Source organism: Martinezella calliandrae (genome assembly GCF_030272695.1).
Lineage (GTDB): Bacteria > Pseudomonadota > Alphaproteobacteria > Rhizobiales > Rhizobiaceae > Rhizobium > Rhizobium calliandrae.
Genome location: NZ_JARFYN010000005.1, coordinates 181,397 through 205,656 on the forward strand (window position 1 = coordinate 181,397; position 24,260 = coordinate 205,656).

15 protein-coding genes and 2 pseudogenes are annotated in these 24,260 nt (G+C 56.8%); 9 read left to right on the top strand and 8 right to left on the bottom strand.

What is annotated here, in order from left to right:
* Positions 1–94: 94 nt before the first annotated feature.
* Positions 95–2,233, top strand: a complete 2,139-nt coding sequence (locus PY650_RS05890; protein WP_285878122.1) for a type I secretion system permease/ATPase — start codon at positions 95–97, stop codon at positions 2,231–2,233.
* Positions 2,230–3,705 (top strand): HlyD family type I secretion periplasmic adaptor subunit, encoded by a 1,476-nt coding sequence (locus tag PY650_RS05895; RefSeq protein ID WP_285878103.1) that lies wholly within the window; start codon positions 2,230–2,232, stop codon positions 3,703–3,705. The genes PY650_RS05890 and PY650_RS05895 overlap by 4 nt, the downstream gene beginning before the upstream one ends.
* A 223-nt stretch (positions 3,706–3,928) precedes the next feature.
* Here PY650_RS05895 and PY650_RS05900 read toward each other — a convergent pair whose 3' ends face one another.
* Entirely contained in the window at positions 3,929–4,255 is a 327-nt protein-coding gene (locus PY650_RS05900; protein WP_349644478.1) for an SOS response-associated peptidase family protein, read from the bottom strand.
* 266 nt (positions 4,256–4,521) lie between these two features.
* Between PY650_RS05900 and PY650_RS05905 the strand changes: the two genes are divergently transcribed.
* The 6 genes and pseudogenes from PY650_RS05905 to PY650_RS05930 all read left to right on the top strand — a co-directional run bounded on the left by PY650_RS05905 (position 4,522) and on the right by PY650_RS05930 (position 12,945).
* Entirely contained in the window at positions 4,522–5,262 is a 741-nt protein-coding gene (locus PY650_RS05905; RefSeq protein WP_285878104.1) for a TIGR04255 family protein, read from the top strand.
* Positions 5,252–5,809 (top strand): hypothetical protein, encoded by a 558-nt coding sequence (locus tag PY650_RS05910; protein WP_285878105.1) that lies wholly within the window; start codon positions 5,252–5,254, stop codon positions 5,807–5,809. Before PY650_RS05905 ends, PY650_RS05910 begins: the two co-directional genes overlap by 11 nt.
* A 3-nt stretch (positions 5,810–5,812) precedes the next feature.
* On the top strand, positions 5,813–6,241 hold the full coding sequence (locus PY650_RS05915) for a hypothetical protein (RefSeq protein WP_285878106.1): 429 nt from the start codon (positions 5,813–5,815) through the stop codon (positions 6,239–6,241).
* Between the two features lie 82 nt (positions 6,242–6,323).
* Positions 6,324–6,867: pseudogene (locus PY650_RS05920) on the top strand (ATP-dependent DNA ligase); the annotation flags it as partial.
* 193 nt (positions 6,868–7,060) lie between these two features.
* Entirely contained in the window at positions 7,061–8,026 is a 966-nt protein-coding gene (locus PY650_RS05925) for a hypothetical protein (protein WP_285878126.1), read from the top strand.
* A gap of 257 nt (positions 8,027–8,283) precedes the next feature.
* Positions 8,284–12,945, top strand: coding sequence for an NACHT domain-containing protein (locus PY650_RS05930; protein ID WP_285878107.1), 4,662 nt, complete (start codon positions 8,284–8,286; stop codon positions 12,943–12,945).
* Between the two features lie 489 nt (positions 12,946–13,434).
* Here the strand turns inward: PY650_RS05930 and qhpG are convergent, their stop codons facing one another.
* The 7 genes from qhpG to PY650_RS05965 form a co-directional block, all read right to left on the bottom strand.
* Positions 13,435–14,862, bottom strand: coding sequence for a flavin-dependent monooxygenase QhpG (qhpG, locus tag PY650_RS05935; protein ID WP_285878108.1), 1,428 nt, complete (start codon positions 14,860–14,862; stop codon positions 13,435–13,437).
* Positions 14,862–16,256, bottom strand: coding sequence for a radical SAM/SPASM domain-containing protein (locus tag PY650_RS05940; RefSeq protein WP_285878109.1), 1,395 nt, complete (start codon positions 16,254–16,256; stop codon positions 14,862–14,864). The genes qhpG and PY650_RS05940 overlap by 1 nt, the downstream gene beginning before the upstream one ends.
* Positions 16,253–17,062 (bottom strand): hypothetical protein, encoded by an 810-nt coding sequence (locus tag PY650_RS05945; protein WP_285878110.1) that lies wholly within the window; start codon positions 17,060–17,062, stop codon positions 16,253–16,255. The genes PY650_RS05940 and PY650_RS05945 overlap by 4 nt, the downstream gene beginning before the upstream one ends.
* Before the next feature lie 23 nt (positions 17,063–17,085).
* Positions 17,086–18,465 carry a hypothetical protein gene (locus PY650_RS05950; protein ID WP_285878111.1) on the bottom strand — a complete coding sequence of 460 codons (1,380 nt, stop codon included), beginning with the start codon at positions 18,463–18,465 and terminating at the stop codon, positions 17,086–17,088.
* A 13-nt stretch (positions 18,466–18,478) separates the two neighbouring features.
* The gene (locus PY650_RS05955) at positions 18,479–19,927 is read right to left on the bottom strand and encodes a ferritin-like domain-containing protein (RefSeq protein WP_285878112.1); all 1,449 of its coding nucleotides are present in this window, start codon (positions 19,925–19,927) and stop codon (positions 18,479–18,481) included.
* A 22-nt stretch (positions 19,928–19,949) separates the two neighbouring features.
* Complete coding sequence (locus PY650_RS05960) at positions 19,950–21,545, bottom strand: S53 family peptidase (protein WP_285878113.1); 1,596 nt, start codon at positions 21,543–21,545, stop codon at positions 19,950–19,952.
* An 82-nt stretch (positions 21,546–21,627) separates the two neighbouring features.
* Entirely contained in the window at positions 21,628–22,548 is a 921-nt protein-coding gene (locus PY650_RS05965; protein WP_285878123.1) for a heme-binding protein, read from the bottom strand.
* Between the two features lie 1,184 nt (positions 22,549–23,732).
* Here PY650_RS05965 and PY650_RS05970 point away from each other — a divergent pair.
* Positions 23,733–24,173, top strand: a pseudogene (locus tag PY650_RS05970) (reverse transcriptase domain-containing protein); the annotation flags it as partial.
* Positions 24,174–24,260: the final 87 nt, after the last annotated feature.

A 24,260-nucleotide genomic window follows, 5' to 3' on the forward strand; every position in this document is an offset into this window, starting at 1 on the left:
ACAATCGCACATCTCGGCTACCCTCCAGCGTGTGAGCCTGACACTCATGGTCAACACCACACTCGCCGAAGCCGAGCAGGCGCCGACCCCTTCAATGGACGAAGTCAAGCGTCCGGACAGCGGTCTGGCGGCGATTGCGGCGATCGCAGGCTATTATCGCATTGCCTCTAATCCGGATGTTCTGGCACGCGACCTGGCTCTTTCGGGTGTCGCCGGCCGCAACGACCTTCTGCGCGCGGCAAAACTGGTTGGGCTGAAGGCGAAGCATGTCGAGATTCACACCGATGCCCGCCTCGGGACACTTCCGACACCCGCCATCGTCTGCCTGACCAATGGCCGCTTTGGCGTCTTCGGCGGTGTAACGCCCGATGGGACCTACCGGATCATCGATCCCGCCGACTTTTCCAGCCGCAATCTCGGATCACACGAGGTGTTGGCCGAGACCGCGGGGCATTTCATTCTGCTGCAGCGGCGCTTGGCAGGGCCGGGGTCTTCGAGAGGGAATTTCGGGTTCCGTTGGTTTCTGCCGTCGATCTGGCGTTATCGCCATGCCTTTGGCCACGTCCTGCTGGCCTCGCTGATCGTGCAGATCTTCGCGCTGGTGACACCACTATTCTTCCAGGTGGTTGTCGACAAGGTTCTTGCCCATCGCAGCTATTCAACCTTGATCGTATTGGTCATCGGCTTGGCAGCGGTCGGGTTGTTCGATGTCGTCCTACAGTATCTCAGAACCTATGCGCTGTCGCATACGACCAACCGTATCGACGTCGAACTTGGCCGTCGCCTGTTCCGGCACCTCTTGAACCTACCGCTTTCCTATTTCGAGACTCGGGCGACTGGTCAGACGATCGCGCGTGTCCGCGAGCTGGAAACGATTCGGAATTTTTTGACGGGGCAGGGGCTGTTTTCCGGTCTTGATCTCATTTTCACGGTCGTCTTCATCTTCGTGCTGTTTTCCTATTCGTCCAAGCTTGCCTGGATCGTCATCGCCTCGATCCCCTTCTATCTGGCGATAGGTTTTCTGGTGCGGCCATTCCTGAAGGAGAAGATCGACGAGAAGTTCGAGCGCGGCGCCTATAGTCAGCAGCTCCTTGTCGAGACGGTCGTTGGCGTCCAGACCCTGAAGGCCGCGGCCGTCGAGCCGGTGGTCTCGGCACAATGGGAGGAGCGGCTTGCCGGGTATGTGCAATCATCGTTCCTGACAACGATGCTGGCCGCCAAGGGCCAGAACGCCATCCAATACGTGAACAAGATCACCTCGGCGGCTCTGCTGTTGTTCGGGGCCCAGGCAGTCATCAATGGCGAGCTGACGGTTGGCGGACTGGTGGCCTTCAACATGATCGCCGGGCAGGTGTCGCAGCCGATCCTGCGTCTGTCACAGCTCTGGCAGGATTTCCAGCAGGTGCAGGTGTCGGTTGCCCGCCTTGCCGACATCCTCAACGCGCCTCCGGAGCCGCGGCCGGAAGTATCCGTCAGCCTGCCGAAGCCGAGAGGGGCGATCGCCTTCAAGGGTGTGAATTTCCGCTATTCCGCCGACGGCCAGGATGTGCTCAGAGACATCACCTTCTCGGTGCGGCCCGGCGAAGTGATTGGCATCGTCGGACCATCCGGATCGGGCAAGTCGACGCTCACCAAGTTGGTGCAGCGCTTCTATATTCCCAACCGCGGCCAGGTCTTCGTCGATGGCCAGGACATCGCCCAGGTCGATCCTGCTTGGCTGCGCTCGAATATCGGTGTCGTCCTGCAGGAGAACATGCTGTTCAACCGGACGATCCATGACAACATCTGCCTGGTGAATCCGTCGATGTCGCGGGCGGCGGCAATGCAGATGGCGCGGCTGTCGGGCGCTGATGAATTCATCGCCAAGCTGCCGAAGGGCTACGACACCTTGATCGAGGAACGCGGCGCCAATCTTTCCGGCGGCCAGCGGCAGCGGCTGGCGATCGCACGAGCACTGGCGACCAACCCCCCCATCCTCATTCTCGACGAGGCAACCAGCGCGCTCGACTACGAAAGCGAGCGCATCATTCTTGCCAACATGCGCGAGATCGTCAAAGGCAGGACGGTGATCATCATCGCCCATCGCCTGGCGACCGTCCGGCACTGCGATCGCATCATCGGCATGAAGGATGGGCGCATCATCGAAGAGGGCAATCACGACAGCCTGTTGAACCGGGCAAATGGTCTCTACGCCCATCTCTGGCAGTTGCAGACGGGGCTTAGCCAGGTATGAACCAGGTCATCAAGCCCCCGAAACGACCAAGGCGACCACGCCGCACCAGGATCGAAAATGAGTTTCTGCCGGCGGCCCTTGAGATTCTCGAGACGCCACCCTCTCCGATCCGCACCGCCTTCATCTGGTTCATCGCCGTCGTTGTCGTCAGTACGTTAGTGTGGAGCTATCTTGGCACCTTTGACATCGTCTCGACGGCACAGGGAAAACTGCAGCCGACGGGCCGCGTCAAGGTCATCCAGTCGCTGGAAGTCGGCAAGACGCGATCCATCCCGGTGGTCAACGGCTCGAAAGTGAAAGCGGGCGATGTCGTCGTCGATCTCGACGATACCGAGCTCAAATCAGACGAGGATGGATTGACTGTCAATCTGCAGGCATTGCACGCTGAAATCATGCGACGCGATGCGGCGCTGACACTTGCGAGCAACTGGCTCGTGGGTGATATCTGGACCGGCAACCGCATAGTGCCAACAGCCCCATTGTCATTTCCTGCTGATACGCCCGACAATATTCGTGCGCGAGAACAGACGATCTTCGCGGCCGACCTAGCCCAGCTCGACGCCAACCTCGACAATCTCGCCGCCCAGCGCACCCAGCAGACGGCGACCATCGAGCGGCTCGGCGCGACAATCGATGCCCACAGAATCCTGATTGCGACGCTTACTGAACGCGTTGCGATGCGCTCGACCCTGGTTGATGAGTCGGCCGGCTCGAAATCCGGCGTCATCGACGCGCTCGAGGCGCAGCAGAAGGAGGAAACCGATCTCGCAACGGAGGTCGGCCAACTCGCCGAGGCAAAAGCCGCACTGGCTGTTGCCACGAGCGAAGGAGAAAAGGCCTTGCGCGCGTTCATCGCGGACGACGCCGAGAAATTGGGCGATGCCTCGAAGCAGGCGGACGAACTGGACAAGCAACTGGTCAAGGCACGGAAACGCCGCCAGTCGATGACGATTGAAAGTCCCATTGACGGCGTCGTCACCGCCTCAGCCATCACCACCATCGGCCAGGTCGTCAATCCCGGTTCCGAACTGATGCGCATCGTGCCGGCCGATACCGCGCTCGAAATCGAAGCGTTCCTGCCAAACAGCGATATCGGCTTCGTTTCGGCTGGACAGGAGGCGGTGATCAAGGTCGAAGCCTTTCCGTTCACGCGTTATGGCGTGGTCCACGGCCATGTTACGTCCGTCGCCACAGACGCTGTTCCGGAGCCGGACGCGCAGCAGATGGAGGGCGAGCCCGCTAAGCAGCTTCAGAGTCTCATACCGGTCGGCAACGTGGAGCGGGTCCAGAACCTAGTCTTCCCCGTCACCGTCGGACCCGACACCAAGGTAATCAACGTCGATGGTGTGCTGCAACAGTTGTCGCCAGGCATGGCCGCGACCGTTGAGATCAAGACCGGCAAGCGGCGAATTCTGGAATATCTGTTCTCGCCGCTCGCCGAAGTTGCTTCCGAGGCAATGGAGGAGCGGTGAGCGAAGTTGGTGGTTCGCGCCTGGTAAAAGGACCGAGTACACCGTGCGAATCAAAGGCGTGCATCAGGCATGATGACCAATAGCGCTCGGCGTGCGACCCATGTACAAGCAGTTCTCGCTTAGATCGAAGCCGAATCCGCCCCGTTTCTTGGATCTGGGCTACTCCTATTTGCGCTCAAAGTGAATCGGTTCGCGCTGTCTCGTAGTGGTCTTCAGGCGTCGATCAAGCGGGTAAACTCTCCGGCAGTAGCAAGAGCAGTTCGTCGTCGGGCAGCGGTCGCTGAAGCCGTTTTGCTTCCTCCCAGGGGGTGGTCATCCATAATTCGATTTCCTCCTGCGTTTTGAGGACAACGGGCATTGCCTTTTCGTGAATTTCGCCAACGGCCCTATTCGCCTCGGTTGTTAGAAAACCATACAGGTCGATCGTTACCTCCCCTTCCTTGACCTTCCGAACAGATCGCGACTGCGGCACCCATATGCCGGCAAAGGCCATGAGCGGCTGATCCTCGTCGCCGGCGAACCAGGCGTTCGGAACGCGACCTCCATCCACACGACGTCATTGGGCAAACATCTTCCTTCTCGTCTGTTGGCAGAGGAGCATTCATCGTTGATATTGGTCGGCAGAATTGATTGGCAACGAGTGTTGGCGTCAATTTGTTCTCATTATGTTCTCGTTCGCCCGAGAGTCAATACAGTCGTCGAGATTTCAAGTGTGCGGACGCGCGCGGCGGTCTTTGAGATTGAACGAGCGGCATCTTGACACTTGCAGAGACGTATCGTTGATGCCGTAAAGGCAAACTGCGCTGTGGATGTGAAATGACCGGATATGCAAAGCCCCCAGTGATCGAGGCGATGATCGAGCTCGTGCCGGTCGAAAGGTTCTCGGACCGCGAGATGCAGCGCGTGGCCAAGAAGCTAGAAGGGAAATATAGCCGCCTAGAAGAATTAGCGGACTATGATGTACAGATCCGAGTGTATGGGAAGTCCGCAACGCCGGAAATCTCCTCCCGCCGCGAATGGTATCGGTTGTTCAGCGCCGACGGCGCAGATGTCGCGATTGTCAACCGAAAGTCGTTTGTCGCATCTCGGCTGGCACCTTACACGCACTGGCATTATCTATTAAGCAACTTCGAGCGCAATCTTGATATTATGGAAAAGATCACTGGCGTTCGGCAATGGGAACGTATGGGCGTTCGTTACATAAATAGAATTGATGTGCCTTCGCAGACTGGCGATCCAGTAGACATCAAAGAATATTTGAATATATATCCTGCGGCACCTTCATTCTTGAGTGAAAATTGGGCAGCCGAGGCGACCAGGCTGGAGGTTAGCGACCAAGAAACTGGAATGCTTGTGATAGTAAATTGTGTCCGCTCTGACCCTGTGTTATTGAAGCATCAATCTTTAATCTTAGATATTGATATTGTTGAGAATCGCGATATTCCATTAAAGCGCGAGCTTTTGATGGATAAATTTGCGCTAACTCAGCAACTCAAAAACAAGGTTTTCGAGAGCCTAATTACAGACAAGAGCAGGACGCTATTCAATGCTAAGTAGTGCCGCAATTTCGCTCGATAGAGGCTATGGTCAGCCAGGACCATCGATGCCAAGCTATAATGACTTTTTACAACGGGAGTCGGCGAAACGACGTCAGGATATCTCAAAGCGTGTCGAGGATGTCGATGCTGACCTTCAGTCCCAGCTTTCATCGGTTGCTATTTCGCTCAAAATAGCGACTTCTCGATACGCGATGTATATGGGTTTCGAAGAGCGCGAAAGGCTCTTTGGCGAACTTGATTTTCTTCTTGATCCTGACGGCTGGTATGAGGAGGACAAGTATCCTTCCTTGCCGTCGTACATCAATTTCCTAAAGTGGCTTATTGAGGCGCGCCGATCGGATTGGACCTCTCTAGGCTTTGACGACGGAGGCAATCTGCTCGCGGCCTACAAACGCGGAGAAAATCTGCTTACTGCCGCTTTCATGCCCGATGAGTTTGTCCATTGGACATCCAAGCTCGCGGATGCAGATGGAGTAGAGCTATCGACTGGAAAGAGTCCATTGGTGACATTCGTGCGCACGGCAAAAATGTTGCTGGACCGATAGTCGATGGGAGAAAAGCCGATTGTGGATGCGCACCACGTTTTGAGGCATTGCCCGCGGAATCGGACAATCCGTGACGGAAAGACGGTCGTTGGTGTGCATCCGCGGCTGTTTACGCTGAGAACGGAAATCAACGAAACATACCTATCATCGTCATACATCGAATTCTTCGATGGCACCGCCCAGCAGCAAATTGGCGCGGCCGCGCGCGCTATGCCCCTCAAGATTGGGAAAGACGACTATTTCGTTAAATTAAACGTGGGCACGATGAGGGCGCTGGGCACTAAGCACAAGCTTGCGGTGAAGGTGACCCACGTAAACAGTAGCAAGAAGAATCCTGCCTACGCGATGATCAAAGGTACGCCCAAAGATCCATCACATGAATGGATCGCTGCAATGGCAGATGCTGTGGGATCTGCGGTAATCAAGGTTTGAACCTCACTAGCGCCACCTTTTTGGTGCGCACAGTTGCAGTCCTACACTCGACTCCTTAAGCATTTCCTGTTGAACTCGCTTGATGGCAAAGTCTCCGCGTAAGTCATCCAAGCCGCTGCTCGCTGATCCGGATGCACCGCTCCGGAGCCGGCCACACAAACCCCCGCGATCCCAAACAGCCGCGATTGCCGTTCGATCCCATGCCGAGTAGAGCCGTGTTTGGCGCTCTCCAGGCCAAAACCGCCAGAGGGTTCCAATTGGATCTATGAGATAAAATGGGACGGCTACCGCCTGGCTATTCATATCGAACCGCGCGGGTGCGCATCATCACCCGCGGCGGCCATGACTGGACACACCGCTTTCGGTCGATCGTGGCGGACGCAAAGCGTCTTGAGGTCGGCACCGCGATACTCGACGGTGAAGCAGTCGTTCTGGACGAGCAGGGCCGATCCGATTTTGGCGCCTTGCAACATGTACTCGGCGGCCGTGGCGGCACGCGAAACGCAGGTGAGGCCATCTTCTTCGCTTTCGATTTGCTTTACTTCGACGGCCACGATCTGTGCGGGATTGGTCTCGGCGAGCGTCGATATCTGCTGTCCGAGCTGATCGACACCGAAACCGGCAGCAAGGGGATCTATCCCGAGACGCTGGACAGTCGCCTGCACGAGGCGCTGGTTATGGCAAAAAATGCGCCCCCGCTTGGCGCTGGCGGCGGCGATCCTCGTGATCAGCACGTCTCCAGGCAGGCATCACCGCCGGGCCTTGCACTCCTTCAGTTTTCAGCCGAAACTATTCTACATTTAGTGTGGGAGCCGGAGTATGTACTCGATTTTGATCGACGCTGCGCGGGCCGCTGCGAATACGCCTTCGGGCGATTCCGCGTCGGTCTTCTCCCCCGATTTCGTAACCGCGCTCGGTCGTTATTTAAGCTTTGGAACGATTGGTGTTGGGTTAGCGCTCGCGGTGTGCGCGACAATTTTGATGATATTTAGCAAAGCGAATAGTATACAATTCCTTATATTTGCCGGAGTGATCGTCTGCATCGGCGCGGGGTTGGAAGTTCTGCGGTTGGTTGAGGACGCCGCCCAAAAAACAGCAGACCGGGATGCGAAGCGATTTCAATCGCTACCAGACCAGCTGTGGAGCGATTTTTTCGAAGCACGAGGAAATGTTTTATTTCGCTCGGCAACGCCATTACCGGCCAGTATAGACGGTGAAGAAATTCGCCAAAATGAGACCCGATCTTTTAAAGTGGCGCATCTTTCAAATCTGCAATGCCGTTACTATTTTGTCGCGGTAAAACCTCCAGCCAAACTTGACCTATCTTTTAAACCGACTGATTTAATTGTAATGCCTGGCACAGAGAAAGATTATTACAAGTCAGGAACTCTCTGCGCACCGAACGCTCAGGACGGAAACGGAAGTGACGTTGAGCTCGACGCAACAGCTCTGGAAGCGGGAGGTCAATTTTCGATGGCCTTCTTTGTCGCCCCGCCACAAGAAGCGTCGGCAAAGTCCCCAGTCGCCACGCCTGCGGCCTCGCCCTCACCTGCACCCGCACCAGGGCCTACGCCGCCACCACCTTCCTTCACAAAGGTTGTTTGTATCGGCGAGTTTGAGGGAGGATGCCATGGTACGCACCAAATATGGTACGGCTGCGGCGCACCGCCAGAGGACAAGCTGGCACCCCTAATCTGCGGCGGCGCTCCGGCAAAATGGCGAAGACTCATAACCAATGGAGGAAATCAGTGTGGTTACGCACTTGATGAATTTACGTGCGGGTAAAGGAGCATCCCGCTGAACCAGCCGCCGACCGCTCTAGCCTCAAGCAAACAGGCGCCCCTTGGTCGATGCCAATCACCCGCTTCCCGCAAAACTCAGTACGGATTGCAAACCGTAACAAGTCACGACGCAAAGGCAACCAAGATCATTTGTTCCAGTCTCGCAAAGCGATCGCCTTGAAGGCATCCGTTCGAGACTCTACATATACAACCCAACGTTTTCTATGAACTGAAGACCTCAATCGCAGCCGAGAAGCAAGCGTGCCAAATCCAGACATCAATTTCCGCAATATTCGCAATCATAGGAATTCGCAGAACGACGGCTTCGAAGAGCTTACTCGCCAACTTGTTCTTGCGGAGCCTCCGGAAGGCGCGTCCGAGATTGAGCATCGCGGTCCAGGCGCGGATGGGGGTGTCGAACTTCTTGCGCGTTTTCCCGATGCCCGGGTCTGGGGCTGGCAATCGAAATATTTTCCGGATGGCTTCGGTTCCTCGGAAGTCGGCCAATTGAAAAAGTCCTTCAAGTCGGCCCTCTCCAACTACCCAAAGTTAGAGAAATATTACGTCGCCATTCCTCGCAATCTCTCTGGTCACGCCGAAGGAGAAAATGAAACGCAGACCAAGAACTGGCAAGGTTTCAAGACTTGGTGCAAAGATTTGGCGGCGGCGGAGAATCGGACAGTAGAAATCGTCCTTTGGGACGATACGTACTTCGTTTCACGTCTACAGAGGGGTGACCCCGCCCATGCCGGAATGCGTCTCTACTGGTTCGACCAAGCTGTTCTCGATCAGAAGTGGTTTGAGCGCCAGTTGGAGAAGAGCCTCGGCTACATAGGAAAGCGCTACCGGGAGGTTGACCACGTAGATGTAAAGATCGGGAACTCCTTGAAGATTCTCGAAAGACATCCCGAAGTGTCTGAACGCTTGAAGAGTGTCTCGACCGGTCTCCGGAGTTCCATCGAGATGCTTATGAAATCAATTCGCCTATTGCCGGCTGACGACGGCCATATTGGGGACTTCAACGCGACTTCGGCAGCATTGAGCGAAATTTCCCAATCTCTTGAACAAGCTGACCTTTCGGCTCTGCGGCAAGGTCAGGTTACCGACCTCCTCAAGCGCCTGCGATCGCTTGACCGAGACCCTTCTGTCGATTTCGTCCTCAACCACGCCCGCTTCATGACCCGGGAAGACCCCACGAAACCTGAGGGCGAGCGTGAGGTCTATGTCTATGGCGGCGACGTGCGGAAACTTCTTGGTGACTTGCGTGGCAGGATAAACGGTTGCGCGTCGGTCTTTTCCGTCAGCGAGGTCGAGCTTTTTCACACACCCTTTCTGCTCGTCGGGGGAGAAGCAGGGATTGGAAAGTCGCATCTTATCGCGCGCGAGGTCCAACGTCATGTTCAAGGCGGTTTCCCCGCGATTTTTGTTCCGGGTCGGACGCTGGACAACGGTGACAAGCCTGAAAGCGAAATCCTAGAGTATCTTGACCTAAAGGACCTTCGCTTCGACGTCTTCCTTGGCGCGGTCAATGCCGCTGCCAAGGCCAGCGGTTGCCCCGCGTTACTCGCACTCGATGGCATAAATGAGAGTTTCAACGCCGCGGGATGGAACGCCGGTCTGGCGGCTTTACTACCGCAGTTGAAGGCGTTTGACTGCATCGGTTTCTGCGTGACCGTCCGGAGTGCTTACAAGGATCTGTGCGTACGGTCTGATCTCGAACTGGTGCAGATTAGCCATACGGGTTTCGCCGGAAATCTCGGAGAAGCGGCTCGCGAATATCTCGACAGGCATAAGATAGAGCGCCCGTCCGCGCCGATCTTTGAATTGCGAGATATCTTGTATAACCCGCTTTTCCTGACCACCGCAGTCGACTTCCTGCAATCTACAAACAAGACGGCGTTTCCGCGCGGCCTAGATTCCATTGGCGAGTTGATAGTGTTTTGGTTGGACGCGATCGAAATCAATCTGACAACGAAGGGATATCAGCGTATCGAACGAGGAGACGGCAAACTTATCGAGGTGGCCTGGCGTCTCGCGGCAGTTATGGCGGAGCAGGAAAGCGAGTACGTCGAATTTAACGTGGCCAACAAGATTTGCGAGGAGGTGACCGATCTCGCGCCACCAGCGAAATCGGCTGATCGCTTGCTGACGCGGTTGATCGACGAAGGGATGTTGCTGGACGCTCCCTATTTCACTCGTGGTGCTGGTGAGAAACGTGTGTCGTTTGCTTTCCAAAAATTCAGCGACTACTTCGTCGCCGACGCCATTACCAGGGCAACGGGATCACCGCAGAAGCTGGCGGCCGCGATAAAGTCCGGAGGGAAGTATCACTATCTGTTCGATGAAGGTCGTCAGTGGCAATTCACTGGGCCGCGCGTGGCTCTCTTCGCTTTAACGCCACTTCGGTTTGGAAAAGAGCTGCCAAACCTCGAGCCTGACCTGGACGAGTTCCTGTTTATGGGGATCGATGACCTCGTGTCGTCTCTCAGGTGGCGTCAGGGAAATGAGATTACCTCGGAAACACAGGCACTGATCGAGGCGCTTCGAAACGATCTAGAGGATGGCACATCGTCGCTGGCTGACGATGTTTGGTTCGATCTGCTCCTGCGCCTTGCAACAGACCCATATTGCCGCCTGAACGCGCGATATTTGAAACGAACACTCGCAACTATGAAGCTTGGCGAGCGCGACGCGACATGGTCGGTATATCTGGTAAATAAGACCGAGACCTACGATGATGATTGGTCGATCGTGCAGGACTTGATCAATTGGGCATGGATCGCACCTGCCGCAAATCTATCTCCCGAGAAGATCCATCTCGTTGCCACTACTTTGGGATTGATGACTTCGACTATGGATCGTGAGGTTCGCGATAGTGCAACAAAGGCGCTGTCGAGCCTTCTAATCCACTATCCGGCCGAAATTCCGACCGTGATTGAAGAGTTTCGTGATTGGGACGATCCCTATGTCAGAGAGCGAGTATTGGCGGCCGCAATGGCTGGGGTCCTGAATTGCGTCGATCCATCGATCGTGCGATCCGCCGCGGTGGCTGCCGACCGGATGGTATTCGCCAAAGTTCCTGTGGAACGCCATGCCTGGGTGAGACGATACGCGAGCCTGATAGTCGGGCATGCGTTGAACCGAGGGATTTCACTGGAAGATGGAGCTGTCGAGCGCTCAAAACCGCCATATGCCTCCGATCCGATCTCGAAATGGCCGAGCCTCGAAGACCTGGTGTCGATACATGACCAAGCAAGGGAGATCTTCGGTTCGGTCGCTGGGTATCTGTCCGAGCCGCGCGGAAGCGAACCGCCGACCATGGTGGGCGACTTCGGCCGCTATACTATGTCTGGGATTGACAGCAGCTTTTCCGCGGAACCGAGAGGTACAGTGCCTCCGCTTTCGCGCGAAGCGGAAATCGAACTCTTTTGGCGAGACGCCGAAGAGTTCACAGCTCGTGCCGGGACGCTTCGAAACAAACTCGAGAGCGTTCTCGCGCTGCAAGCCGAGACATCGATGTCGAAGCTTATTGCAGGACTGTCAGATGCGGAGGACGCGGTTGGATCACTGATCGAAAGTGTTGCAGCGGAGAAAGTCGATCAGGTGGAGAGTGAGGAGGAAGAGCGCCGCCTCCAAGACACTTACGACGGTCTGGTGGCGACGTTGGTGTCGATCTTGTCGCCGGAGCTCAGAGAGCGGTTCAGCGAACTGGACCCGCTGGTGTCTCGGCGCGATAGCCAAATCGAGAAATTTTCGATCCTGAAAGCGCGTTATTGGGTTGTTCAGCGCACCGTTGATCTCGGATGGAATTCAAACATCCACGGCGATATCGAACGTAACGCGTTGAGGGCTTCGTACGGCCGCGGTTCTCACCAGGTCGAACGGATAGGCAAGAAGTATCAACATATCGCTCATCAGGAACTGATCGGCTACTTGGCAGACTATCACTGGTACGTCGATTGGTATGAGCCTCCGACCGTTCTCGAACATATGGAGGATTTCGAAAAACCCGATATTGATCCGACGTTTCTTGCAGGCGATTTCAGCAGGTTGGCGACGTCCTTCTTTCCCGACGGTATTACGTTTCCGGTGCTCAACTTCACGCCCTCGAGCCCGCGTGAGAACGTCGACTGGACAAAGTCCCTCATCGATATTCCAGACGTCGTTCCGTTTCTTGTTCAGACGGACGCCAGCGGGCAGGAATGGTACTTACAGCGGAGCTTTGTTCGCAATGCGAAGTATATGGACAATCTTCATTCCACTGCGCCGTTCAGAAACGCGCAGTATGGAGTGGAGCTCGTGCTTTTTAGGCAAGAGGATCTCGCAAAATTGATCCAACTCAACACGAAGGTTCTTGGCGGGGATGATGGCGACGTTTTCGAGAGCGGGCGCGACAATAAGAGCTTTTTTGGCCAGAGAAGTTACGAACACGCAACGGAAGCCCACGAGTTCCCTCTGCATTCACGGATCGGCGGCCTAAAATTTGCACGCTTTGCCGAAAGCTACACACCCAAGTTCGGGGAGTATGATTTCAGTGGCACGTCGAGCGAGACGGACTTCGCTGTCCCTTCCATCGCTCTGGTAGCGTCCGGAGAACTCAAGCCGGCGGACGCGTGGTCGACGTTTTTCGTGTCAGCTGACGGTCGACCCGCGTTTGCGCATGCGAAGTCGCTTTCTTCAGATGGTGCGACGGTTGTTAGGGCAGACGTGCTCGAGAAGTTTGCGAAGGACAGGGGCTTCCATCCAGTCTGGATTGTGTGGGTTGAGAAGGATGGCGGTAAGGGGGGGAGGCCGTACATGGACAACGAAGCCGTATTCGCAAGGCACGATTTCATCGGCTTTTATTTCAATGAAGTCGGCGAATGGCGTGGAGAACTGTTTGGGTTTCGATCGCCCGATGGTGCTATAACGGAAGAGACGTAGGGTCGACCTACTAATTGGATGGGCTCGACGTCAGTTTCGCGACACAAACAAGCAAAGCGATCCGCTGTAAAGCCGTTGCTCACGGAGTTGGCCATATCGCTCGTCCCACTTTCCGCTATCGATAGCAGCTCTCAACGCGGCCACGTATTCGGCCGCGAGGTCTGGAGCGACAAAGCTCCAAGCAGAACTGGATAGGCGCGCCGTCTACCAAAAGCATCTCGGGGCGACCGTAGCGGGTCTCGCGATGCAAAAATGCCCATGCCTCTCGCGGCTCCTGAACGCCGAATTCGAAAATTGGCACGGCCTTTCTCCGAAGATCTATAACTTCTGTTATCTCAAAGCTTATATAATCTCAAAGATCACCGCAGCTCTCGCGTCACAGCCGAAGTTCACAGTTAAGATCAGAGACCTTGCAGTCTATGGGGAGCGTCTCGTACCAGGATGGCACTATGCCGCCCGGCGGGGCATTCCAACGGAATCATCTCAAGATCATGCGGCGGACAAAAATTTATTTCTCACTAGCCAGCGCAAGGTGCCTCCGGCGTTCGCATTACTATTTTGTCCTCGGAACAATTTGCAAATTTCTTCGGCGGATATGCTGCCGTGAATGCTGTTTAGTAAAGGTGCCAGCTCCATTCCGCCGACAAATACAACTGGCCTGTCCATGATCGCGCTCTTTGCGGCCATGCGCATTTCTATCTCATTTCCCATAACACATGGTGTTTCGACGAATTGAATGTCGTCCGACAGTGTCAGCGGCAAGCCAGCGGAGACATCGAACGAAGGAGGCAATTGGGCAATCTCCGATGAGCGTAGGACGGGGGGCTTGGGGGTGGATCGCGCCCGCCAAAACGGCATCGCCGCAAAGCGGGTCACTTCGCCATAAAAATCTGCGGACCATTGGCTATGTGACTGAATCGCTTCATGAAGGCGATCAAAATAATATTGCACACATGACGGAGTTCTTTCCGGTCGCGCTAACATTGTGTGCACCACGATCGCGGAGTCTAGGCCGGACCGCAAGGCGCGTTCGACGCCTGACGACGATAGGGGGTCGACGGTATAGGCCGCTTCGCCGGCCCGGAGCACACGCGACGTCTCCGGCTCCGCAGTGCGGAAAATGGACGCGTCTCGGCCAAAAACGCGCCTGACCAAAGGGAGGTCACCAAACGCGCCGAACAGCCGTGTGTCCGAGAGCCTCGTCCGGAAAAAGGTCTCCGGACGGAGTGAACTCGCGCGTATGCTGCTGGGGTCCACAAATATCATGGCGCTAAAAAGGCCGCCTGGAACAGGCGCGCCCCAACACCAGCCGTCCGATATGGCTTCCAGCAGAGCTGCGTTGTCCAGCGGGCCTCTATCAAAGTGACCGCAAATCGCTATGGTTTTGGGTGACAGGCGAACGACCCTACCGCCCAAACCTTTCCCGCGTCCGGATGCGTCAATCAGATAGCTGGCTGCGATGCACGCGACCTTCTTGCCGGCCACGGCCAAATCGACCGTGCCTCCGCCATCATCAAAGCAGACGTTGAATGCACGCGCCGGCTGAAAGACAGTAACGCCCTCATTTCGCGCCCGGTCGAGCAGAAGTTCGTCGAATACGCCGCGATCAATCAGGGTATTGCCGAACTTGTCCGTGGACCGTATCCGCTCGACGTCGCCTGTCGCCCATCGGATGAAGGCCACGTTGCGCCGGATGATATTGAGGCCTTGGACGGCTTGAGCAAGGTCCATTACGTCCAAAATAGGCCAGATACCGGGCGAGAGAGATTCCCCGACGTGAAATCTCGGAAACGGACTCTGCTCGACCACACAAACCCTATGGCCCATCCTGGCCAGTTTAAGCGCAGCTACCGAACCGGCCGGTCCGCCGCCAACCACGCAGACGTCAAATGAGCCGATGCACGAGGCCGTCTGCATTACTCATCGACTGCCAGGCCATTGAACCATTCCGGGCGCAGCCGGGATAGCCGGCCGTAGGCCTGAAACGCGTAATGAAGCCAGCCGCGGATGTAGTCGCAGGCTGGCCGCCCCCGCGCTATGACTTCATGATGGCAGCCGCCTGAGCAAAGGTAGCGCGCCCAGCACGCGCCGCAGGGTGACTGACTATGGACGTGTCGCGCGGCGAGCCATCGGTTCTGACTCTCCCGGTCAATTCCCATGTCGAGAGTCCCCATGGCGCCGTCTGTATCGCCGACAAATCGATGGCATGCAGCGAGACTGCCTTCGGCGGCCACACCCAGATAGCCGGCGCCGGCGCCGCAGGGGTAGGGGCGATGACTTCCCTTATGGATCTCTCGCAGAGCATTGGCGATGTTCGCAAACGCGTAGCGTTCTCCGCGCAGGGTGCGCCGTTCGAACTCCAGCCCACATTCTATCATACCCTCGAGCAGCCCTTCGAAGTCCGTCGCTGACATCTCGCCCGCACCCGTAGGTGAGCGCAGCACGGGCGAAAAACCGACCGAGTGGAAGCCCATGCCGAGAAACAGATCAAGGCTTTCACGCAGCCGAGCGTCGCCGGGCGTAACGGTAGCCCGCACGGAGACCTGCATATCTTGTTGCATTTCGAGTAGAGGCTGCACGCGGTCAAGGATCCGTTGGTAGCTCGCCTTGCCGTTTTTGAATGGTCGCTGTCGGTCGTGCGTTCGGGCGTCGCCGTCGAGACTGACGGTCACCGCGAACCCATGGCGCTCAAAGAACTCGGCGTCGTCCCTCGTAAGTAGCGTGCCATTGGTCGTAATAGAAAAACCAACGCGCACGCCCATATCGCCAGCTCGCCGGGCGGCATATTCAGTCGCTGCGCGCAACACCGGACGATTGGCGAGGGGTTCGCCCCCAAGGAAGGCTAGGTTGACGCGTTCGCCGGGTTCGTGCCCCGCCAGCAGGAAATCCACCGACTGAAGTGCAGTGGCCTGCTTCATGGATTTTGCAGGGCCGTTGAACTCACCCGCATCGGCATAACAATAGACGCAACCCAGATTGCATTTTTGCGCTACGGCGAGCGAAAGCGCATACAGCGAGGGCGAAATCACCGGCGTGTCATCGATTACCGGAGGAAGCCAAAGGCCCAATTCATCGAGCAGCGCCTCAACAGCCTCGTCGCCTAGTCGCGATGCCGCCTCCAGGCGCTCTACGATATCGTATTCGACGGTATAGACGCGGCTGGCATTCGGCAAAAAGAGCTGATGCCGGTCGCCGAAGGTTTGCCAGTGAGCGTGGCGCGTGCGGGGCCGGGAACCAGCTACGAGGTCCTGAACGGAGAAAGGGGCGGGGCGCTGTTCAGCGACCGATGGGGCGATAAGACTATCACTCATGATTCCTCGGCATCGCGTCCTTTGATCTCGAAGTGCAGCATGCGCTCCCAGTCTTTGAAAAGATCATCATAGCTCACAAACCGGCCGTCATGCCGGTCATCCAGCGCATATTCGCCCGTCCGCCGCTTCGACATCCAGTTGTCGCCGTGGCTGAGACCGTCTTCTCCGAGTTCCACGTTTACGAAATCCGGTCGACTAGCCGGCCAGTAGTAGCATGCACATTCGCGGTAGTCGTGTTGCCAAGGCGAGCACAATCCCTGTGTCAGTTCGCCGGGGTTCAAAAGGTCTTTGGCGGGCGCTGCGGTTTCCCCATCCAACATGCGCCGCACCTGGAGGTTAACCTCTAGCATCGCCCCCAGGTCGTCCGGAATCGGCACAGAGACATCCGCGACATCTTCAGTGAAAAAGCATTTCACACTCTCTCCCTGGCGGCGCATTGCGAAGGTCAAGACGTTCGACCATTCCATAGCTGCGACACCGTTCGGATTGCCAGGCGTTACCAGCGGACCCGCGCCTCCGCCGGGGATCTGCGGGCCGGTTGCCGTAGTGACCACAGGACGGTCTTCGACACGAAGCAATCGATGATGCAAGAGCTCCTTATACGCGTCATCGGTCTCAATGACATAGTTATCGCATTCGAGCAGAACGATCCCGACAAACGCTCGCCGCCAAAAGGCCTTGAAGTCATACTCCAAACCCGGGAAACAATTGGAGATCGCAGCGTTCGGCAGACTGTTCGCTGGATTTCCGGTGGCGCGGTAGTGCAGTTGCGCCATCTGATTCCGCGGATCGATCTTGGCAGACATCGGGCAAGCTTCCTCTGTTGTGCTTAAGGTTTGAACAAATCGACCGTCGCGGCGCGGGCGATCTTGGCGAGTTGGCGGCGGGTAAGGGCCAGGCCGCGCCCGTCGGCGCCCCGCAGCATTGGAGGCATCTTACGCCGGCCCGCATCACTCAGGTCACCTATGTCCTCCGGCTGCCTCAGGGCGCGCGCGAACCAGGGCGCCTTGCCCCCGGACAGAGCGATAAGAACACGTTCGTGCAGGGCTCGCACGGCGAAATTGTCGACGAGGGAAGCCGCCATGATCGGGGCGTAGAGCCTGCCGAAGTCGTTGGTGTCCTGCGTGATCAGGGTGTGGGCGATGTTGGTGCGGCCATCGACGATATTGCCGTTCATCACCCGGGTGTTCATCAGCCGGATCGTCTCCAAGGCCCGGCGCACGATTTCGGCTGCATCTGCGATCGACACCTCAGCCGCATCCGGTTCGGGCCCCAAAATAAGCTGCTCGAGCTCATCAGCGACCGTCCGCACGGGTTGGGAATCGGGCGCGAAGGCGGGCATGCAGGCGCTAATCCAGGCAGTTGCCGACAAGATCGTGCCGTCGGCAAGTTTCAATTGCACCGAAACGGGGCCATCGCAGACATCGTCCAGATAACCCCAGCTTATCGCGAGCTTGTTCGGGTCGTCGATAAAACCCTGGTAAATGTCACTTGGGCTGCAAAGGGTTTTGAGGCTGGTGTCCTGCTGGAATCCCCGCCAGTTGCCTTTGTCTGGATCATACACGATGCGACTGTCGTCTCCCGCGAAGGTAGGATCATCGACTTCACGGTCCTTTGTCTCGAAGCGCTTCAGGCTGGAGCCGTAGACCTGGCCAGAGCCGGGCGTGAAACGAAGCCGTATCTGCGGAAAATCAGGTGTCGGCCGGATGTAGCGGACCGACCCGAAGGGGATGAATTTTCCGGTCAGGAAATTCGGACTGATTCCCTTGAGCAGATGGACATCATGATCGCTGAAAGAACCGGTACCGGCCAATACCTTGTCGTCGGCGTTGCCGGTCTGACGGAACACTTTCAGATTTCCGACGTTGACTTCCCAACTTATAGCCTCGGGGCCAAGGCCTTCCGTGCGCAAAAAGTCTAGTGTCACGGGCTCAAGAGTATCAGCGGAGGTCTTGGCGAATACTTCGAGGAACGGCGCGACGGGACGGATACGCTCACCATCCCGAAAACGAATCCGTTCGGGAGTATATTGTCGAACGACATGGCCCTGGTCGGGGTCAACCTCCAGAGAGAGACTTGGGCGAATATCCCGGAAATCCATCGGCCGGTTAGGATTTACCTCAAGTTCATAGGCTTCGAGCGGTTGGGAGGACGAGCCGAAACGACCGATTGCCAACGGAGGCAGGATGATGAGTGCAGTTATAGCCATAGCGTCTCACCACCTAATATTGATGTTGAAGTGGCCGCGCGATTGAGCGGTCGTTGAGTATGGAGTGTATCGTTTCACCAATTTGCCGGTCGGCTTCGCCGAGTGACACCAGATAGCGGCGTTCGGCGTCGTCAGTTGGCGAAACGAGCAAAGCCTCAATGATCGACTGTGAGGCGGTCAGAAGATCGGCGTGCTGCCGCCAGATATCGGCGAGGCGCGACGGCAGCTCTAGGGAAAAAGGCATTTGGAACGGTGGCCCAGCCCTCAGGGGACCACTATCCGATGAAAGCGGCGTTCGAACGAGAATTCCGGCAATTGCCCCGAGGTTATACATCTCGCCGAACGTGGAATGGATCAACAGACCCCGAGGGGTGTTTTGCCGATCCACCAGGATATTGCTGGGATATTTGAAGGTGTGGGCGAGACATAAAAGCAGCATTTCGTAGCGGAGGTTGAACAACTCCGCCCAGATGCGTGCGTGTGGATGGGTAATAACCGAGCATGCTGAAGCATCGGAGACAACGTCCGGTACTGAGGTGGCGACCGGATTCACCGCCAGCGGGCGCGTCAATGCCGGGCTTTTTTTGTCCTTAGGGAAATGTCGATAAATTTTAAGAAAACGGGCGAAATGCGAAGAGGCATCGTCGCTCGCGGTCGGATTCGCTTCGCCTTGCGAAGAGATCGCTTTTATGGCGTTAAGCGCGTCGGTTCGTGATGTAATCTGCAAGAGCAGAATGTCCGGTGTTTCTGGAGCGATGCCGTTGGTCGCGTTGCCGCTAACGCCGCCTTTGTAGCCACGGCCCCATTCGTCCCAATTCACCTGGAACGGGAACGTCGCGCCGTCGAAATTGGCGTCACTGATCAGGTCCGGCTGTTCGAACAGGGCCTGGAGCTGGTCATAAAGCGCACCGACGCGATGCAACCGTTCAACGCCGATCTTGTCTTCAACGAGCGCGCGGATCGCATCGGCTTCGTCGCCCGTCCACTCTTCGGGCGAGGGGGCCTCAATATAAATGTATTTCGCCAGCGACAACGGCGTAAGTGGTTCGAGCTGAAACGGAAATGGGTAAAAATCGGAATCCCAGGGATAGTCCTCACGATTCAAATTGAGAGGCGCGCCCAAGCAATGCAGGAGATTCTGGACGGTCATGAGGTGCCCCATCTCCTCCTTGGCAATCCCCAGGATTACCTCACGCCACTGGGCGACGCGTTCGCGGTCGGCTTCGGGCACATCCGCACCGCCAAGACTGTATGCGGCATAAAGGTATTGAACCAGCAGGGAATGTTCGATCTCCGCCGCGACATGCAGCAAAAGGATCGCGTACTGACGGGGCGCAAATCCGATTGGAATTTCGACCTTGGCCGAGGTCGATGCGCCTTTGACCGCCCGGATGTGCATCAGCGACGATGGTGAGGTGACACCGAGCAACGGGCCAAGATGCCTGCGAATTCGAGAGCGCATGGTCTAAGTCCATACAAGCGGGTTAAATGATCTGTGTGAGCGCCGTCAGCAATTTGGATCCGATCGGCGAGCCCCAACCCGTCACCGCGTCGTAGCCGGCACCGGCGCGGTAGCCGCCGATAGTCGCAGAAATGTTATCGCCGTCAGTTATATCCCTGGACGCCCATGCGCCTAGCGCCTTACCGCCAACCACCGGCTTGTAGAGAAGGGGCGTGAGGTACCCGACGCGAGCGTTCGGGCCCTTTGTCTTGCGGATCGCGGCGTTGATACGGCCGATTAGGGCCGCCCAGAGCGGCGCTGAAGCACTGGTCCCGCCGTTGAGTCCCGGCGCGCCATGCAGCACGACGACATAGCCGGTTGTTCGTCCGTCCGTTTGTGCGTGTGCGGCGACGTCGGGAACAACGCGGCCGGCGATCGCAGCGGGATTGACCGAAGCAATATTTATGTCCGCCTGGAACGCGGGCCGCGGGAAATGAGCGCTGACGCCACCGCCGGTAGCCCCGCCGGTGCCACCAATTGCCGGCCGGCGGCCATCGCCGTCCTTCCATACCCGTTCCGTCGTGCCGCTGATATCCTCACGCAGGTCCGTCCCGCCAACTGCCAGCACGAAGGGGCTCGAAGATGGAAAATCGACATGGGCGTGCCCATCGCCGGCGCCGTCGTCGGAGCCGTCATCGCCGGCGGCAACACATATCGTAATGCCCATGAGGGCCGCCTCGTGAAAGGCGTCGTTCACCCTATCCAGGGTCCCGTCCGACCAAGTCGCCGATTCCTCGAAATCCCCCCAGCTTATCGACAGAACGGCGGGCTTGTGCCGGTTGTCGTGAATGGCCTTATCTACTGTGTCGATCAGTGATCGCTCGGACAAATCGGGTCCGAAATACACAGGTATGGTCGCCTCGGGACAGACCCCCGCGACGATCTCGATATCGAGCATCACTTCTCCGACCGCATCATCATCGGAATTGGTCGGGGCATGGTTGACGCTCACCGGGACGACCTGTGGAATGCCTACTCCGACTCGTTTGCAAAACACCTCCAGATCGTCAGGCAAAAAACCGCCGCCGAACTCGAGGATGCCGATACTTTCGCCCGCGCCTGTGCCCTGCGGGAAATCATATAATTCTGCAAGTTCTGACGGGAAAAAACCCCTGTGACTGCTGGTAGATGCCGCCAGGGACGCTATTTCCTTGAATCGGCGCCGGCGCCGACGGATCACCCGGCGGTTGTCGAGTCCATAAATCCCAACAATGACATTCGCCAATTCACTCGGAACGTTCAGCGAGCCCTTCCGTCCGCGATATTGACCCTGTGCATGATCATACCGCAAAAGCTTTGTCCGAAACGTGCTTTCGAGCGCGGAAATTGGTCCGCTAAAGACAATATTGCGCGTTGCAAGGTCGGCGCCTTTGAGCGTTAGTCCGTGGGCGGTCAATACTTTGGCCACCAGATCGACGTCCGATTGCTCAGCGCCATAGGCTGAGGCCGCCTCGCCCCGCGAAAGGGGTACCTTCGGCCAGTCGGCCAGGTCCGGCAACTCCGCCTTGCGCCTGACTTTGACGGTGATTTCCAGAATTTCTTCGGGTCGCGTCGGGCCAAGAACCTTGGACCCAGGCAACAAAGATCGCCAGCTTCCCTTGAGCAATTGGTACGGTTTTCTGGCCATATCGTGACCCCCCCCCCTGAGATTTTGGAACGGACTACTGCTTTTGCAAAGTGGCGACCGAGACATGCGGCCAACTCAGGCCGTTGAAATTCAACAATACCGTCTGGCTATATTGAAGTTGCTGCAAATCCGCCCCTCCGGCGGGATTGGCAAGCGTCTCGATCCAGAAGGTGGCGTTCATCAACGCGGCCACCGCATTGGGGCCTGCGACGGCGCCTTGAAGAAACGCAGTATTCGAGGTTCCGCCGCCGGGAACAGCTGTATCTGAGGACACTTTCAGCACGCGCGTATTCGTGATCGTTCGGCCGGTCAATGCCGCCTGGAGCACGGAATTGGGGTCATCAATCATGGCTTGGGTAATGCCGACAATATCGGCAGGAGACGACCGAAACTGCGACGGCGTAGTCAGGTTGGTTTCGGGGAATTTGATCTTCCGGGTCGGGCTGCCGATTTGAAACGGCGTGATGTCGACCCTGTCCATGAGGGGCGGGCCGGCAACCGGCGGAACCACGGCACCCTGCGCGACGACGGTGGTACCATGCGGGATCGACGCCATGCGCACTAGGGTTGGGTCCTCAAGTGGGTTGCTGGTGCGGGGTACGGACGCCCAGATGCCCGGTTCAATGTGAAGGCCCGCGCCGTTATTCGCATCCTGTATCTGTTGCAGGTAGGTCAGGCCGAACATCTCTATGTCCGGCTGCAGAAAACCGCGATTGGGTATCGGGCCGGGTATTTCCGTAAATTCAAGAATCTCGTTTGTGAGATTCAGTTCAAGGAACCGGTCCTGGCCTGGCGTATGGTTCGGTCGCCAAATGGTGTTGAAACCCTTTCCTGCCCATCTGCCAATTAGCAGCTCCAGATCGCCCAGCGGGCTGCCCGTTGCGCTTGGCGCAAAGGTGTGAGTTCCCACGACCGGAGGGAGAGGTCTAAATTTGAATGTAGGGTTAATGTCCATGCATCCGCCCGCCCTCAGCTGCGACAAATCGATATGCGTTTTAGAACTACGCGGTTGCGCCACACGATCCGACCGTTCGGCACGCTCAGCTTTGCTCAGGCGCAGAAGTTTATAGAAACGACGTTAGTCAAGGCCGAAAGTTTAGAGTTTTACGGAGTTATACTCACCGATACTGAAGGCTTAACGCCAAGAAATGTACTTACGCGCTAGAAAGAAAGTTTGTACCGTGCAAAACACTAAAAGTCAGCGTCGATCACATTGATGTGAGTTAGGAGATCTGGATATAATCCAAATATCCCTACATTATAAACAGCCAAGATAGTCCATCGACGACATAATGTCTTCGCGGGTATGCTGTCATTTTATTGTAGAATGAAACTGACACTACTTAGGATTCATATCATTGTCGTTTTGAGTACGCAAGTATTGCGCGCAAATAATTTGTCCGTGACCTACTGTCCATTGGCTGCAGGCCGTTATCCCATTTCGCCGAGGCCGACCTCGCACAGGTGCGCGCCGTCGTGACAACCTCCGAGGCGATGATCCGGCACCTCAGGCGCTGCAGCCGATCCATGACCTGATCCGCGCCTATGTTCTGGCGGCCGAGCGGCTGCATGGCGACGACAGTGTGCTGCAGAGCACGCGGAAAGGATGGTCTATATGGCCTGACAAACTGTGTGCTTGAAGCTGCGATAATGATGAGGGTTGGCCCCTCGGGCTCGGCTTTCAGGAGCTGGGCTCAAACCACTCCAAGCGGCTGCGTTTAAGAGACGTGGTCGTGAGCGTTGGAGGTAAGTCCAGGGCATACCTTGGGCGGTACGCATCCGAGAGACGAATGAAAATGAACCTTCCGATGAAGCGTCGTAACGTGCAACCTGTCGTCAAAACCAGAGGTGTGTCGTCTCTCTGGGATGAGCTTGTCAGATGCCTGGTGACCGGGCAAGCGGCGACCGGCGTTGAGGAGGCGTGAAGCGGATGCAGGCGTTGTCGCGGAACTGCAGGAACCAGTCGCTCCGATGCAAAGGGAGAAGCACAAGCGGAGAAGACCGTAAGGCGAGAGTACCGATGCGGGGCACTGGGACGGACCGATCTGTAGTAGCGATGAAGGCTCGTAATGGAGCTGGAGCGAAGAGGTCGGATCAGGTGGGCGTATTATCAACACAACTGGCAACAGGAGGACGTTGATGGATACGCAAGGCAAGCCGTTCAATATCAGCAAGCAGAAGGTGTACGAAGCTTATCTGCAGGTGCGATCCAACGGAGGCGCAGCTGGTGAAGATGGAGTAACGATTGAGCAGTTCGAGGCCGATCTGAAGAGGAATCTCTACAAGATCTGGAACAGGATGAGCTCAGGCACTTACTTCCCTCCGCCAGTCCGCGCCGTCTCCATTCCTAAGAAGAGCGGAGGCCAGCGGATCCTCGGGGTGCCAACAGTGGCAGATCGCGTGGCCCAAAGTGTTGTTAAACAGATGATTGAGCCGGATCTGGACGCAGTCTTTCTGGCAGATTCTTATGGCTATCGGCCCGAAAAGTCGGCGTTGGATGCCATCGGCGTTACGCGCAAGCGGTGCTGGAAATATGATTGGGTCCTGGAATTCGACATCAAAGGGCTGTTGGATCGACTTTCATAATGCCCCCTGGCTCATGGCATGTGTTCGAAGAGGGTTGGGTTTTGATCTATGGTCTTGATCCATAGACCTTTTCTCTGTCCA

Coding starts and splice junctions, on each gene's coding strand:
- PY650_RS05890 (WP_285878122.1), top strand. CDS start 95: ATGGACGAAGTCAAGCGTCCGGACAGCGGTCTGGCGGCGATTGCGGCG.
- PY650_RS05895 (WP_285878103.1), top strand. CDS start 2,230: ATGAACCAGGTCATCAAGCCCCCGAAACGACCAAGGCGACCACGCCGC.
- PY650_RS05905 (WP_285878104.1), top strand. CDS start 4,522: ATGACCGGATATGCAAAGCCCCCAGTGATCGAGGCGATGATCGAGCTC.
- PY650_RS05910 (WP_285878105.1), top strand. CDS start 5,252: ATGCTAAGTAGTGCCGCAATTTCGCTCGATAGAGGCTATGGTCAGCCA.
- PY650_RS05915 (WP_285878106.1), top strand. CDS start 5,813: ATGGGAGAAAAGCCGATTGTGGATGCGCACCACGTTTTGAGGCATTGC.
- PY650_RS05925 (WP_285878126.1), top strand. CDS start 7,061: ATGTACTCGATTTTGATCGACGCTGCGCGGGCCGCTGCGAATACGCCT.
- qhpG (WP_285878108.1), bottom strand. CDS start 14,862: ATGCAGACGGCCTCGTGCATCGGCTCATTTGACGTCTGCGTGGTTGGC.
- PY650_RS05940 (WP_285878109.1), bottom strand. CDS start 16,256: ATGAGTGATAGTCTTATCGCCCCATCGGTCGCTGAACAGCGCCCCGCC.
- PY650_RS05945 (WP_285878110.1), bottom strand. CDS start 17,062: ATGTCTGCCAAGATCGATCCGCGGAATCAGATGGCGCAACTGCACTAC.
- PY650_RS05950 (WP_285878111.1), bottom strand. CDS start 18,465: ATGGCTATAACTGCACTCATCATCCTGCCTCCGTTGGCAATCGGTCGT.
- PY650_RS05955 (WP_285878112.1), bottom strand. CDS start 19,927: ATGCGCTCTCGAATTCGCAGGCATCTTGGCCCGTTGCTCGGTGTCACC.
- PY650_RS05965 (WP_285878123.1), bottom strand. CDS start 22,548: ATGGACATTAACCCTACATTCAAATTTAGACCTCTCCCTCCGGTCGTG.